The sequence below is a fragment of the Bosea sp. NBC_00550 genome, assembly GCF_026020075.1.
GTDB lineage: Bacteria > Pseudomonadota > Alphaproteobacteria > Rhizobiales > Beijerinckiaceae > Allobosea.
In genome coordinates, this window is the sequence record NZ_CP102772.1 from 1,539,102 (window position 1) to 1,552,492 (window position 13,391).

The 13,391-nt window shown below is 67.3% G+C and carries 12 protein-coding genes; 3 read left to right on the forward strand and 9 right to left on the reverse strand.

All coding sequences use genetic code 11. From position 1 onward, the window contains the following. Window positions 1–89 precede the first annotated feature (89 nt). Complete coding sequence (gene trmFO / locus NWE53_RS07225; RefSeq protein ID WP_265053672.1) at window positions 90–1,496, forward strand: methylenetetrahydrofolate--tRNA-(uracil(54)-C(5))-methyltransferase (FADH(2)-oxidizing) TrmFO; 1,407 nt, start codon at window positions 90–92, stop codon at window positions 1,494–1,496. A gap of 123 nt (window positions 1,497–1,619) precedes the next feature. Next, entirely contained in the window at window positions 1,620–2,933 is a 1,314-nt protein-coding gene (locus tag NWE53_RS07230) for an MFS transporter (RefSeq protein ID WP_265053673.1), read from the forward strand. Window positions 2,934–2,954: 21 nt separating this feature from the next. Here the strand turns inward: NWE53_RS07230 and NWE53_RS07235 are convergent, their stop codons facing one another. From NWE53_RS07235 to yajC, 5 genes are all read right to left on the reverse strand, one after another. Next, window positions 2,955–3,842 carry a phytoene/squalene synthase family protein gene (locus tag NWE53_RS07235; protein WP_265053674.1) on the reverse strand — a complete coding sequence of 296 codons (888 nt, stop codon included), beginning with the start codon at window positions 3,840–3,842 and terminating at the stop codon, window positions 2,955–2,957. A 117-nt stretch (window positions 3,843–3,959) separates the two neighbouring features. Continuing rightward, on the reverse strand, window positions 3,960–4,337 hold the full coding sequence (locus NWE53_RS07240) for an Mth938-like domain-containing protein (protein ID WP_265053675.1): 378 nt from the start codon (window positions 4,335–4,337) through the stop codon (window positions 3,960–3,962). Between the two features lie 9 nt (window positions 4,338–4,346). After that, window positions 4,347–5,306, reverse strand: coding sequence for a protein translocase subunit SecF (secF, locus tag NWE53_RS07245; RefSeq protein ID WP_265054836.1), 960 nt, complete (start codon window positions 5,304–5,306; stop codon window positions 4,347–4,349). Window positions 5,307–5,339: 33 nt separating this feature from the next. Further along, entirely contained in the window at window positions 5,340–6,950 is a 1,611-nt protein-coding gene (gene secD / locus NWE53_RS07250) for a protein translocase subunit SecD (protein ID WP_265053676.1), read from the reverse strand. A gap of 169 nt (window positions 6,951–7,119) precedes the next feature. Beyond that, complete coding sequence (yajC, locus tag NWE53_RS07255) at window positions 7,120–7,395, reverse strand: preprotein translocase subunit YajC (protein WP_265054837.1); 276 nt, start codon at window positions 7,393–7,395, stop codon at window positions 7,120–7,122. 326 nt (window positions 7,396–7,721) lie between these two features. Between yajC and NWE53_RS07260 the strand changes: the two genes are divergently transcribed. Beyond that, a complete protein-coding gene (locus NWE53_RS07260) occupies window positions 7,722–8,609 on the forward strand; it encodes an ATP-binding protein (protein ID WP_265053677.1) in 888 nt (295 codons plus the stop codon). Between the two features lie 387 nt (window positions 8,610–8,996). Here NWE53_RS07260 and NWE53_RS07265 read toward each other — a convergent pair whose 3' ends face one another. The 4 genes from NWE53_RS07265 to serS form a co-directional block, all read right to left on the reverse strand. Then, window positions 8,997–10,355, reverse strand: coding sequence for a peptidoglycan DD-metalloendopeptidase family protein (locus NWE53_RS07265; protein ID WP_265053678.1), 1,359 nt, complete (start codon window positions 10,353–10,355; stop codon window positions 8,997–8,999). A gap of 167 nt (window positions 10,356–10,522) precedes the next feature. Then, on the reverse strand, window positions 10,523–11,185 hold the full coding sequence (locus NWE53_RS07270; RefSeq protein WP_265053679.1) for a protein-L-isoaspartate O-methyltransferase family protein: 663 nt from the start codon (window positions 11,183–11,185) through the stop codon (window positions 10,523–10,525). Window positions 11,186–11,204: 19 nt separating this feature from the next. Then, window positions 11,205–11,966 carry a 5'/3'-nucleotidase SurE gene (surE, locus tag NWE53_RS07275; RefSeq protein WP_265053680.1) on the reverse strand — a complete coding sequence of 254 codons (762 nt, stop codon included), beginning with the start codon at window positions 11,964–11,966 and terminating at the stop codon, window positions 11,205–11,207. Between the two features lies 1 nt (window position 11,967). After that, window positions 11,968–13,269, reverse strand: a complete 1,302-nt coding sequence (gene serS / locus NWE53_RS07280) for a serine--tRNA ligase (protein ID WP_265053681.1) — start codon at window positions 13,267–13,269, stop codon at window positions 11,968–11,970. Window positions 13,270–13,391: the final 122 nt, after the last annotated feature.

Consider the following 13,391-nt stretch of genomic DNA (forward strand, 5'->3'; position numbering starts at 1 on the left):
AAGAGCGAATGCCCGCCTCACGGCGGGCATTTTGCATTTCCGGCTGCCTTTCCCTTGACCTGGAGCCCGGCTGCGGACACATCCCAGCCATGGAACCCGTACACATCATCGGCGGCGGGCTCGCCGGCTCCGAAGCCGCCTGGCAGGTCGCAGAGGCCGGCGTCCCGGTCGTCATCCACGAGATGCGCCCCGTGCGCGGCACCGACGCCCACAAGACCGAAGGACTGGCCGAGCTCGTCTGCTCCAACTCCTTCCGCTCCGACGATTCGTCGAGCAATGCCGTCGGCCAGCTTCATTGGGAGATGCGCCGGCTCGGCTCCCTGATCATGGCCAAGGGCGACGCCCATCAGGTACCCGCGGGCGGCGCGCTCGCGGTCGACCGCGACGGCTTCTCCCAGGCCGTCACCGCCGCGCTGGAGGCGCACCCGCTCGTCACCATCGCGCGCGGCGAGATCTCCGGGCTGCCGCCGGCCGACTGGAGCAATGTGATCGTCGCCACCGGCCCGCTCACCTCGCCCGCGCTCGCACAGGGCCTCCAGTCGCTGACATCGGAGGATTCGCTCGCCTTCTTCGATGCGATCGCGCCGATCGTCCATTTCGAGTCGGTCGACATGGACCAGGCCTGGTTCCAGTCGCGCTACGACAAGGCCGGGCCCGGCGGCACCGGCGCCGACTACATCAATTGCCCGCTCGACCGCGACCAGTACGAGGCCTTCATCGACGCGCTGCTCGCCGCCGAGAAGACCGAGTTCAAGGAGTGGGAGGGCACGCCCTATTTCGACGGCTGCCTGCCGATCGAAGTGATGGCCGAGCGCGGCCGCGAGACGCTGCGCTGGGGTCCGATGAAGCCGGTCGGCCTGACCAACAAGCACAACCCGACCGTGAAGGCCTATGCCGTGGTGCAGCTCCGGCAAGACAATGCGCTCGGCACGCTCTTCAACATGACCGGCTTCCAGACCAAGCTGAAATACGGCGAGCAGGCCGCGATCTTCCGGATGATCCCGGGCTTGCAGAACGCGGAGTTCGCTCGGCTCGGCGGCATTCACCGCAACACCTATCTCAACTCGCCGAAGCTGCTCGATGCGGCGCTGCGCCTGAAGGCCGATCCGCGCCTGCGCTTCGCCGGCCAGATCACCGGCTGCGAGGGCTATGTCGAGAGCGCGGCGACCGGCCTGCTCGCAGGCCGGATGGCGGCGGCGGAACGGCTCGGCCGCGAACTGCCGCTGCCGCCTGCCACGACGGCGCTGGGCGCGCTCGTCAACCACATCACGGGCGGCCACATCGTCACGATCGGCGAGGGGCCGCGCTCCTTCCAGCCGATGAACATCAATTTCGGGCTGTTCCCGCATATCGAGGGCGTTGCCAAAACCGGCCCGGACGGCAAGCGCCTGAAGGGCCCGGCCAAGAGCCTCGCGCGCAAGCAGGCGCTGACGGCGCGGGCCAAGACCGAGATGGAACGCTGGGTTTCCAGCCTGACGGAATCAGCCGCGGCCTGAGCCACGCCATGCGCCCAGCGGATGGCGCAAAAGGTTCCGCATGGGCGCCACGCCCTCCCGGCATGGGTCGCTCCGGAATTGTCGACTAACAGGTCTCCAAGAATATCTGGAGGCCCTGAGACGATGGTAACGACAACGACGGCCGGCCGCGCGAGCGCGAGCCCGGCCAGCATCCGCAAGGCGGTGACCGCGGCGACGGTCGGTACCGTGATCGAGTGGTACGATTACGCGCTCTACGGCGCGGCCTCGGGCCTGATCATCAACAAGCTGTTCTTTCCCAACCTGTCGCCGGTCGCCGGCGTGCTCGCCGCCTTCGCCACCTTCGCGGTCGGCTATTTCGCTCGCCCGGTCGGCGGCATCGTCATCGCCCATATCGGCGACAAGTTCGGCCGCAAGCCGGCGCTGATCCTGACCATCGCCCTGATGGGCCTCGCCACTGTCGGCATGGGCCTGCTGCCGACCTATGGGCAGATCGGCGCTTTGGCGCCGGTCCTGCTCGTGCTGATGCGGCTGATCCAGGGCTTCGGTGCCGGCGCGGAGCTGGCGGGCGCGATCGTGCTCGTCGCCGAATACGCCCCGCCGAACCGGCGTGCCTTCTATACCGGCCTGCCCAACGCCGCGACGCTGGTCGGCATCATGCTGGCGACGCTGTCCTTCCTTTTCATCTCCTACCTGCCGGAAGAGACGCTGCTGGGCTGGGCCTGGCGCGTGCCCTTCCTGCTCTCGGGCGTGCTCTTCCTCGTCGCGCTCTATATCCGCAAGCATCTCGACGAGACGCCCGAATACGTCGAGGCCGTGGCCCGCGCCGAGGAGCGCAAGCACGAGCAGCAGGTCCCGATCGGCCAGCTCTTCCGCGAAAGCCCGAAGGAAGTGCTGTTCGGCTTCCTGTCGGTCACCGGGCATAACGCCAACGCCTATATCCTCTCGACCTTCTCGCTGAGCTACATGACGAACACGGTCGGCATGGCTCGCTCGGACGGCCTGATCGCCGTCACCATCGGCTCGCTCTTCGGCATCATCGGCGTGCCCTTCCTCGGCACGCTCGCGGATAGGATCGGCAGCGCCAAGGTCTATATGGGCGGCGCGCTCTTCGTGCTGCTGCTGGCCTATCCGCTGTTCCTGATGCTCGACACCGGCAGCCTGTTCTGGTCGGCGGTCGGCATCAGCCTTGGCTACGGCATCGGCTTCGGCGCCATGGCCGGCGCGCAGGGCGCGTTCCTCGCGAACCTGTTCCCGACGCGCTACCGCTTCTCGGGGCTGGCGATGTCGCGTGAACTGAACGGCGTCCTCGTCGCCGGCCCGACGCCGTTCATCGCGGCAACGCTGGTCGCTGCCGCCGACGGCAAGCCGATCTATGTCGCGGCCTATCTCATGGCTTGCTGCGCGCTGACGATCATCGCCGTGCTGACGATCCAGCACCGCTCGGTCCACGAATAAGCGACAAGACAGGCGGTGCGGTCAGCGCGACCGTGCCGCCCGCCAAAGCACCCACTGCCGGCGCCAGGCCGGCAGGGTTATGATGGTGCGGTAGGGATCGTACCCCCCGGCTTCCATCCGCTTGAGATAGGGCTCCACCAGCGCGACGGGCAGGAAGGCCGGCTTCAGCGCCGGCGGAATCGTCTCTCGCAGGCTGGTGAGCTTCTTGAGGTGGCCGCGGGCGATCTCGCGCAATTCCTTGAGCGTGTAGAGCACGCCCGGCCCGCCACGCCCGCGCACGATGTCGTCGCGCGTCACGCCGTTGCGGGTCAGGATGTCGGCCGGCAGATAGACCTGCCCCTCCGCCGCATGCCAGGGGAAGGCGCGCATCAGCCCGGTCAGCGCATAGGCGACGCCGGCATGGCCGCAGGCCGTCGCCCCGCCCGGATCGCGCCCGCCCGCCAGAATGATGCTGGCAAGCCGAAACAACGCGCTCGCGGTCTCCCCCGCATAGCCTTCCAGGTCTCGCAGCGAAGGCATCGGGTCGTCGTAGATGTCGAAGATGCGCGCATCGATCAGCGCCGTCAGCGGGGCGATCGGCAGGCGGTAGCGCTTGACGGTGTCGAGCAGCGCCGCGGCTACCGGATGCGCCTGCGACTCGCCGGCCGGCTCGCCTTCGAGCACGTCGCGCCACCATTGCAGCCTGACCTCGCCTGGCAGCGGCTCGCTGACCAGCGCCCGCACCCGCGCGATCTCAAGGCTGAAGGCGTAAAGCGCGAACAGCGCCGCCCGCCGATCCTCCGGCGCGTAGAGGCCGGCGATATAGCGATCCTGATCCTGCTCGCGCACCAGCGCGGCGCAATGGGCATAGGCCTCCGGCAGGCGCGCCGGCGCGGTTTCCCTGCGGTCGTCGGTCTCGGTCTGCGGCATGGTCCCGCCTCGGCCCGTCATCACTCGCCCCCGGCCCTCGCCCAGTTTAGGCCAAGCACGGCATCGCCGCTACGCACCACTTACATGGCTGGCTTACAAGATTGCCGGCAGGTCGTACTAGTCGACCGCGATCAACGCCGCGGCAACACGCCGGTCCTCGCCGACCAGGACATTGTAGGTCCGCGCCGCAGCGCCCGTCGCCATCCCCTCGACCGTGATCCCGGCCTGCTTCAGCGGATCACGCAGAGCGGGCGGAATGAAGGCGATATCGGCGCCTGTCCCGATCAGCAGGAAGTCGATGCCATCAGCCTCGTCCAGCACCGACTGCAGGCTCTCGACCGTCACTTCGGAAAAACGCGTCACCGGCCAGATGCGGATGCCGGCCGGCGTCGCGATGATCGAGCCCTTGTGGCTCATCTCCGCGAAGCGAAAGCCGCCGGCTCCAATCGCATCGAGCGGAAAGCGGCCGGGAACGAAGCCGTCGAAGCGCGGCATCGGCCGCGATCAGGCCTTGGCCTTGGCGGCTGCGGCCTTCGTGCGCGCGGCCTCCTGCGCCTCTTCGCGGGCGCCGGCCGAGCGGACGTCCATGTAGAGCAGCACCGGCGTCGAGATGAACATCGCCGAATAGGTGCAGACCACGACGCCGAACAGCATGACCAGCGCGAAGCCCTCGATCGCCGAGCCGCCGAACAGCACCAGCGCCAGCAGCGACAGGAAGGTCGTCGTCGCCGTCATCGCCGTGCGCGACAGCGTCGAGTTGACCGAGAGGTCGAGCAGCTCGGCGATCGGCATCGTCTTGTAGCGGCGCAGCAATTCGCGCGTGCGGTCGAACACCACGACCGTCTCGTTCAGCGAGTAGCCGACGATGGTCAGGATCGCCGCGATCGAGGTCAGGTTGAATTCGAGCTGCGTGATCAGGAAGAAGCCGATGGTCAGCACGATGTCGTGCAGCGTGCCGAGGATCGCGCCGATCGCCAGCGGCATCTCGAAGCGGAACCAGAGATAGATCAGCACGCCGACGATCGCGAGCACGACGCCGAGCGTGCCGGCCTGCACCAGCTCGCCCGAAACGCGCGGGCCGACGGTCTCGACACGGCGGAAATCATAGTTCGAGGCGAAGGCCTCGCGCGCCTTGACGACGACCGCCTGCTGCGCGGTCTCGCCGCCCGGCTGCATGCCGAAGCGCATCGAGACTTCGCCGGCGGCGCCGAACTCCTGCACCTCCGCCTCGCCGAAGCCGAGCCCGTTGGCGGTGTGGCGGATCTGCGCGATGTCGACGGCGCCCGCCTTCGACTGCATCTCGATCAGCGTGCCGCCCTTGAAGTCGATGCCGAAATTCAGGCCGACCGTCAGGAACAGCGTGATCACCAGGATCGAATAGGCGGCCGAGAGCGGATAACTGAAGCGGCGGAACCAGACGAATTTGAAACGGGTGTTGTCGGGGACGATACGAAGCAGGCGCATGCGCATGGCCAATCTCCTGAGGGGTTGGCAGCGTCAGAACGGAAGGTGCTTGGGCTTGGCCCAGCGATACCAGAGCGCGATCAGCATCCGCGTCAGCGTCACCGCCGTGATGACGGTGGTGAGAATGCCGAGGATGAACACGACCGCGAAGCCGCGCACCGGGCCGGAGCCGAGCGAGAACAGCGCCACCGCCGCGATCAGCATCGTGACGTTGGAGTCGATGATCGTCGCGAAGGCGCGCTGGAAGCCGGCTTCGAGCGCCGAGACCAGGCTGCGGCCCTGATGCTCCTCCTCGCGCATGCGCTCATAGATCAGCACGTTGGAGTCGACCGCCGTGCCGATGGTCAGCACGATGCCGGCGATGCCGGGCAGCGTCATCGTCGCGCCGAGGAAGGACATCAGGCCGAAGATCAGGCCGACATGGACGACCAGCGCGATGCTCGCGATCATGCCGAAGATGCCGTAGGTCGCGAGCATATAGATCACCACCAGCACGGTCGCGATCAGCGTCGCCATCTTGCCGGCCTGGATCGAGTCGGCGCCGAGGCCGGGGCCGACGGTCCGTTCTTCCACGATCGTCATCTTGGCGGGCAACGCGCCGGCGCGCAGCAGGATCGCGAGGTTGTTGACCTGCTCGACCGTGAAGTTGCCTGAGATCTGGCCGGAGCCGCCGGTGATCGGCGACTGGATGACGGGCGAGGAGATCACCTTGTTGTCGAGCACGATCGCCAGCGGGCGGCCGAGATTCTCGGTGGTGATCTGGCCGAAGCGCTGGGCGCCGCGGATGTTGAAGCGGAAGTTCACGATCGGCGTACCCGAGCGCGAATCGAAGGCCGGCTGCGCATCGATCAGGTCGGCGCCGTCGACCGAGGGCTGGCGCAGCACCGGGACGGGCTGGCCGCCGGCATCCTGCGACGGCAGCATGTCGACATCGCTGCTGCTCGCGTCGCCGACGAGGCGGAATTCGAGCTTGGCGGTATCGCCGAGGATCTGCTTCAGGCGCTGCGGATCCTGGAGGCCCGGCACCTGCACCAGAATGCGGTCGAGACCCTGGCGCTGGATGTTCGGCTCGGTCGTGCCGAGCGCGTCGACGCGCCGGCGCAGAACCTCCATCGCCTGCTCGACCGCGCGGCGGATGCGCTCGTTCGAGCCGGCCTCCGTCACGGTGAGCTGGACCAGCCCGTCAGGCTGCTCGGTGATGGCGATCGACTGGTTGCCCGATGGCCCGAAGGCACCGAGCGTGCCGACCGGCTGGGCTAGTTCGCGCAGCTTCGGCAGCACGCGGGCCCGCTCGGCGGCGTCGGGGATACGGACCTGCACCCCGCGCGTCGTCGTCTGGATGCCGCCCTGGAAGCTGGCGCGCTCCTCGCGCAGGATGCGGCGGACATCGTCGCGCAGCTGCGTCACCTGGCTGCGCACCAGCTCGGCACGGTCGATCTCGAGCAGGACGTGCGAGCCGCCCTGCAGATCGAGCCCCAGCACCACCGCATGGATCGGCAGGAAGGCGCGCGGAATCCAGGCCGGCGCGTTGTCGGCGATGGCCTTGCGCGTCTCCGCCGAGAACAGGTTCGGCACGGCGAGCCCGCAGCCGACGATCAGCACGAGCAGGACGAGAATGACCTTGCGGGCCTGGAGACGAAGCATCTGCGTGAACAGCCTTGTTGTCGTGCCTTGGAGCATGTTCCGCAAAAGTGGAAATCACTTCAGCGGTGAGACCATGCTCGGCTTTTGATCCTGCGCGGATTTTCTCGTTCTGCTGACAGCCGAACGAAAATGCGCGCCAGGCCCCTCGAGGGGCCCAGCCGTCATATTCTCAGCTCTTGACCGGCTCGCTCTTGGAGCGGACGTCCTGGATCATGCTCCGGACGATGCGCACGCGCACGCCATCGGCGATCTCGGCTTCGAGTTCGCCGTCGTCGACCACCTTCGACACTTTCGCGATCAAGCCGCCGGAGGTCACGATCGTGTCGCCGCGGCGCACGTTCTTGATCATCTCCTGATGGGTCTTGGCCCGGCGCTGCTGCGGCCGGATGATCAGGAACCACATGATGACGAAGATGAGGAGGAACGGCACGAGCTGGATCAGCATGTCGGTGCCGCCACCGGCTCCTGTCGCCTGGGCGAAAGCGGGGGTAATCACTGAAGGACTCCTCTGGAACGACGACGCAGCACGCCGCCGGCCGCAAGACACGGCAAAAGCATCGTCTGGCCGGAAAATCGCGCGGACTATAGCCAGCGACGCTGTGAAATCAATCGGACGTACCCAGTCTCCCAGACACGGCTCCTCACCTATGGGCTTGCCGCCATTCGCGCAATGCCCCTTGCGCTCGATCCACGACGCGGTTTAGCTAGCCGCAGTAACCGTACCGGACGTTACGGTACGGTTGGAAGAGACGAAGCGAAGGCGCCAGTGCCATGACCGATACGACCCTATCCCCCCCCGACCAGACCCTGGCGACGCTGCTGCGGATCGCCGATGCGCTGGAGCGCATCGCCCCGCCGCCGCGCAAGGCCGCCGACCTCAAGGCCGCCGATGCCTTCGTCTGGCACGCAGCGGGCTCCGAGCTCGTACCTGTGCCGAAGGTCAACCGCGTCGCGCTCTCGCTGCTGCGCGGCGTCGACCGCGTGCGCGACACGCTGGCCGAGAACACCGAGCGCTTCGCCAAGGGCCTACCGGCCAACAATGTGCTGCTCTGGGGCGCGCGCGGCATGGGCAAGTCCTCCCTGGTCAAGGCTGTTCATGCCGACACCAACCTTCACCTCGCCAAAAGCGAGCTGCCGCTGAAGCTGATCGAGATCCACCGCGAGGACATCGAGAGCCTGCCGGCGCTGATGGGCCAGCTGCGTGCCGATGCCCATCGCGCCATCGTCTTCTGCGACGATCTGTCCTTCGACAGCGACGACACGTCCTACAAGTCGCTGAAGGCGGTGCTCGACGGTGGCGTCGAGGGGCGCCCGGAGAACGTCGTGTTCTATGCGACCTCGAATCGCCGCCACCTGCTGCCGCGCGACATGATGGACAACGAGCGCTCGACCTCGATCAATCCGGGCGAGGCGATCGAGGAGAAGGTCTCGCTCTCGGACCGCTTCGGGCTCTGGCTCGGCTTCCACAAATGCAGCCAGGACGAGTATCTGGAGATGATCAACGGCTATGCCGGTCATTTCGGGCTCGACGTCGCGCCCGACGAACTGCGCCGCGACGCGCTCGAATGGGCGACGACCCGCGGCTCGCGCTCCGGCCGCACCGCCTGGCAATACATCGAGGACCTCGCCGGCCGGCTGGGTCGGAAGCTGGAGGGCTGAGCCCCGTGAGGTCTTAGCCGCTGGTCGACGCCTTCCGCGCTTTCTCGGATGGAACCAACGGCAGAGCCCTACGACATGCTGATTTTTCGCGGAGCTACGCCGTCATCCCGGGCTTGACCCGGGATCCATGCCAGAGCCTGTCCGAACGAGGTTCAGGCATGGTCCGGGATCTCCGCTTCGCTGCGTCAGGGATCACCAGCGCCTCTATGAAGATGCAGCGCGCTCCAAGAAACTCGATCAGGAGATGCTCGGATCGAGCCCGAGCATGACGGTGGCGCAAAGAACAAGAACGGGGCGGCCCTTTCTGGGGCCGCCCCGTTCCTTTTTCGATCGGGAGGGTCTCGCGAACCGATCGAAATTTGAAACTCTGGTCGCTTCGAATCTGGCTCAGTTGTTCAGATAAGGCGTCGGATCGACCGGGCTCGAGCCCTTGCGCAGTTCGAAATGCAGCTGCGGCGAGGAGACGTTGCCGGTCTGGCCGGAATTCGCCACGACCTGGCCGCGCTTGACGGTGTCGCCGCGCTTTACCTTCAGCTCGCCGTTATGGGCATAGGCCGAGACGTAGCCGTTCGGGTGACGGATCAGCACGAGGTTGCCATAGCCCTTCAGCTCGCTGCCGGCATAGGCGACGGTGCCGCCCTCGGCCGCCTTGACCGGCGTGCCCTCGGGAACCGCGATGTTGATGCCCTCATTGCCGCCCTTGGTATAGCCGGAGATCACGCGGCCGCGCGCCGGCCAGCGGAAATCCGCCTTGTCGGCCGAGGAACCCGCTTCCTCTTCCTGCTTCGGCAGGCTGGCGGTGGTCTTGGGCTCGGCCACAGGCTCCGCTCGCGGGGCAGCGGCCGGCTTCGGCTCGGTGGCAGGCGCGCTCGCCACCACGGTCGGCTTGGCCGGCGCAGGCGCAGGCGCAGCGATCTTCACAGGCTGCGGAGCGGGGGCAGGCTTCGCCTCGGCGACGGGCTTGGTGGCGGGCAGCGCAGGGCTGGCCTTGCGGGCGTCGACCTTGGCCTTTGCCTCGGCGGCGAAACGGGCACGCGATTCGCGCATCGCCTGGGCATCGGCGGCCGCCTTGGTCTTGGCCTCAGTGGCGGCAGCGGCCTTCGCCTCGGCAGCGGCCTTGGCCTGAGCCTTCGGATCGACGGCCGGAGCGGGCTGGCGGGACGGGGCCGGCCCGGCGACGAAGCGCTGCGACGGGGCCGGAGCCTGCGCAACCTGGGGAGCCGGCGCGGAAGGCGCAGCCGAAGCCGAGCCACCGCCGGCATTGTAGACCGGGATCATGATGCGGGTGCCGGGCGTGACATTGGCGCTGCTGAGCCCGTTGGCGGACATGATCGCCGCACGCGGCACACCGTAGCGCGACGAGATCATGTCGAGGCTTTCGCCCTGGGCGAGCACGATCGGCGTACCGCCCTGCGCCGACCAGCCGGCAGCGCTGCCGGAGACCGCCTGCGGCGGCGCGGCGCTCAGCGCGACGGCCGACTGCGGGGGCGGCAGGGGCTGTGCCCTCACGACCGGCGAAGACGCGACCGGCTGCAGCGGCGCGCTGGCGGACCGGCCGATCGAGCCGGTGGTCGCCGGGTCGCGTGCCGGAGCAGGCGCCTGCGCCGTCCTGAACGGATTGTCGAAGGGGGTCTCGGTGAAGCGCATCGTGTCCGAGGAACAGGCGCTGACACCGACGGCAAGCAGGCAGACCGTCGACAGGCGGCGGAATGCGCGATGATTGATCGATTCGGCTTGGCTACGCATGAACAGAGTACTCGCGAACGACGCAACTCGATGGGAGCCATTAAAGTCCCGTTGAGGTTACGAAAGCGTTTCGCTCGCGAAGCCGTCTTCACTTTTTTGGATTTTCCGCGGAGGACACCGGCAATCACCATGCTCCTGCAAGGCAGCGCCGTTTGACCGGTCGAGCCTCAGAGCGCGCGGGAAATCCCCGGCGTCAGCGGCGGCAGGCGCAGGACCGGCCCGGTCGCGTGGTCGAATTGCCCGTCATCGAGCCGCGTGACCACGACGCGCCGCGCCACGCCCTCGATGCGCAAGGCGCCGACGAGCCGCCCGCCATTGGACAGCCGCATCAGCAGCGCCTCCGGCACCGCATGGGTAACGCCGTTGACGAGGATGCGGTCGAAGCGACCGAGCGTGCGGTCGGGCTGGAAGCCGTCGGCATGGCGCAGATCGATCATCTTGCCGAAGCCGCTCGCACTGACGCGCTCATGCGCCGCCAGCGCGAGCGAGCGATAGCGTTCCAGCGAAACCACCTCGCCGCCAAGCGCCGCGAGCAGCGCCGAGACATAGCCTGAGCCGGTGCCGACTTCGAGAACGCGCGCGCCCGTCTGCATGTCGAGCGCACCGAGCAGATTCGCGACGGTATACGGCGCCGTCATCGTCTGTCCGCAGGGCAGCGGCACCGAGACGTCCTCGCGCGCCAGATCGGCGAATCGCGCGGGGGCGAAACGATCGCGCGGCACCCGCTCCATCGCGCGCAGCAGGGGCAGATCGCGCACGCCCCGCGCCCTGAGCGACAGCAGGAAGGCAACGGTGCGCTCGCCCTCGCTGGCCGGCGCCTCTTCGCTCATGTCCCCTCCCCGCGGCCTCTCAGGCGAAGACTTGAGCGAAGCGCGTCAGCGTCGGCTCATGCGTCAGGTCGAGTTCGAGCGGAGTGATCGAGATGCGATTCTCGGCCATGGCGCGCAGGTCGGTGCCGTTCGCCGGCTCCTTGCGGGAGCGCTGGAAGGCGATCCAGTAATAGGGATTGCCGCGCCCGTCCTTGCGGGGTTCGAGCTTGACCAGTTCCTGGTCGCGCCGGCCCTGCACCGTGACGGATACGCCCTTCACTTCGCCCGGCCCGACATTCGGGAAGTTGAGGTTGAAGAGCACGTCCTCGGGAATGCCCTCCTCCAGCAGCCGGCGGATGATGCCGGGCGCGTGGTGCTCGGCGCAGTCCCAATGGATCACGTCGCGATTGCCCGGCATATAGGCCTGGCTGATCGCAATCGAGGGAATGCCGAGCAGAGTGCCCTCCATCGCCGCAGCGATCGTGCCGGAATAGGTCACGTCCTCGGCGACGTTCGAGCCGCGGTTGACGCCCGAGAGCACGAGATCGGGCTTCGCCTCGGCCAGGATCGAGCGCACGGCCATGATGACGCAATCGGTCGGCGTGCCCGCCACGGCGAAGCGCCTGTCGCTGATCTGGCGCAGCCTGAGCGGGTTCGACAGCGACAGCGAATGCGCAACGCCAGACTGGTCGCTTTCCGGCGCCACGACCCAGACGTCATCCGAGAGCTGGCGCGCGATCCGCTCCAGCACTTCGAGGCCTTCGGCGTGGATGCCGTCGTCGTTGGTCACAAGGATACGCATATCAGGCAGCCTTCTCGATCTTCGTCACGCCGCGCATATACGGCACCAGAACCTCCGGCACGGTGATCGAGCCGTCGGCGTTCTGGTAATTCTCCATCACCGCGATCAGCGCGCGGCCGACCGCCGTGCCCGAACCGTTGAGGGTGTGCACGAAGAACGGCCCCTTGCCGTCCTTGGTCTTGTAGCGGGCATTCATCCGCCGCGCCTGGAAATCGCCGCAGACCGAGCAGGACGAGATCTCGCGATAGGTCTTCTGCCCGGGCAGCCAGGCCTCGATGTCCCAGGTCTTCTGCGAGGCGAAGCCCATATCGCCGGTGCACAGCGTCATCACGCGATAATGCAGGTCGAGCTTCTTCAACACGGCCTCGGCACAGGCGAGCATGCGCTCATGCTCCTCCCGCGACTTCTCCGGCGCCGTGATCGAGACGAGCTCGACCTTCTCGAACTGGTGCTGGCGCAGCATGCCGCGCGTATCGCGCCCGGCCGAGCCTGCTTCCGAACGGAAGCAGGGCGTGAGCGCGGTGAATCGCAAAGGCAGCTCTTCCTCGGAAAGGATTGATTCCCTTGCGAGATTGGTCAGCGGCACCTCGGCGGTCGGGATCAGCCAATGCTCATCGCCGGCGCGGAACTGGTCGTCGCGGAACTTCGGCAGTTGCGCCGTGCCGAACATGGCATCGTCACGAACGAGCAGCGGCGGATTCACCTCGGTATAGCCGTGCTCCTCGGTGTGCACATCGAGCATGAACTGCCCGATCGCGCGCGAGAGCCGCGCGATCTGGTTCTGCAGCACCACGAAGCGCGAGCCGGAAAGCTTCGCCGCCTTCTCGAAATCCATCTGGCCGAGCGCTTCGCCAAGCTCGAAATGCTGCTTGGGATCGTTGATGCCCCTGAGCAGCCCGCGCTCCTCCGGCTTCATGCCATGGACATGCGACACGACGTTGCCGTGCTCGTCGGCACCATCCGGCACATCGTCGAAAGGCACATTCGGAATCGCCGCGAGCGTCTCGTCGAGCGCCTCCTTGGCTGCCTTCTCCTCGGCTTCGAGTGCCGGCTGCTCTTCCTTGAGCGCCGCGACCTCGGCCTTGAGCTGGTCGGCGAGCGCGACATCCTTCGCGCCCATCGCCTTGCCGATCTCCTTGGAGAGCGCGTTGCGGCGTTCCTGCACGCCTTGAGCCTTCGCGATAGCCGAGCGGCGGACATCGTCGAGCGCGAGCAGCGACGACGACAGCGGCTCCAGGCCCCGTCGCGTCAAGCCTCCATCGAACGCCGCGGCGTTCTCGCGAATCCATCTGATGTCGTACATCGTCGTCCGGCCATGCATCGCTGCGGAATACAGCGCAGGATGCTCTAGACCGGGACGACGCGCGAGGGAACCACTCTCGTCGGCGTTGCGTACGGTTCTCCCGTCATGGTCGCGCTTGTCCC

Bases quoted from the DNA above. Each gene is read 5' to 3' on its own strand.
- trmFO (WP_265053672.1), top strand. From the start codon at position 90: ATGGAACCCGTACACATCATCGGCGGCGGGCTCGCCGGCTCCGAAGCC.
- NWE53_RS07230 (WP_265053673.1), top strand. From the start codon at position 1,620: ATGGTAACGACAACGACGGCCGGCCGCGCGAGCGCGAGCCCGGCCAGC.
- NWE53_RS07235 (WP_265053674.1), bottom strand. From the start codon at position 3,842: ATGCCGCAGACCGAGACCGACGACCGCAGGGAAACCGCGCCGGCGCGC.
- NWE53_RS07240 (WP_265053675.1), bottom strand. From the start codon at position 4,337: ATGCCGCGCTTCGACGGCTTCGTTCCCGGCCGCTTTCCGCTCGATGCG.
- secF (WP_265054836.1), bottom strand. From the start codon at position 5,306: ATGCGCCTGCTTCGTATCGTCCCCGACAACACCCGTTTCAAATTCGTC.
- secD (WP_265053676.1), bottom strand. From the start codon at position 6,950: ATGCTTCGTCTCCAGGCCCGCAAGGTCATTCTCGTCCTGCTCGTGCTG.
- yajC (WP_265054837.1), bottom strand. From the start codon at position 7,395: ATGCTGATCCAGCTCGTGCCGTTCCTCCTCATCTTCGTCATCATGTGG.
- NWE53_RS07260 (WP_265053677.1), top strand. From the start codon at position 7,722: ATGACCGATACGACCCTATCCCCCCCCGACCAGACCCTGGCGACGCTG.
- NWE53_RS07265 (WP_265053678.1), bottom strand. From the start codon at position 10,355: ATGCGTAGCCAAGCCGAATCGATCAATCATCGCGCATTCCGCCGCCTG.
- NWE53_RS07270 (WP_265053679.1), bottom strand. From the start codon at position 11,185: ATGAGCGAAGAGGCGCCGGCCAGCGAGGGCGAGCGCACCGTTGCCTTC.
- surE (WP_265053680.1), bottom strand. From the start codon at position 11,966: ATGCGTATCCTTGTGACCAACGACGACGGCATCCACGCCGAAGGCCTC.
- serS (WP_265053681.1), bottom strand. From the start codon at position 13,269: ATGTACGACATCAGATGGATTCGCGAGAACGCCGCGGCGTTCGATGGA.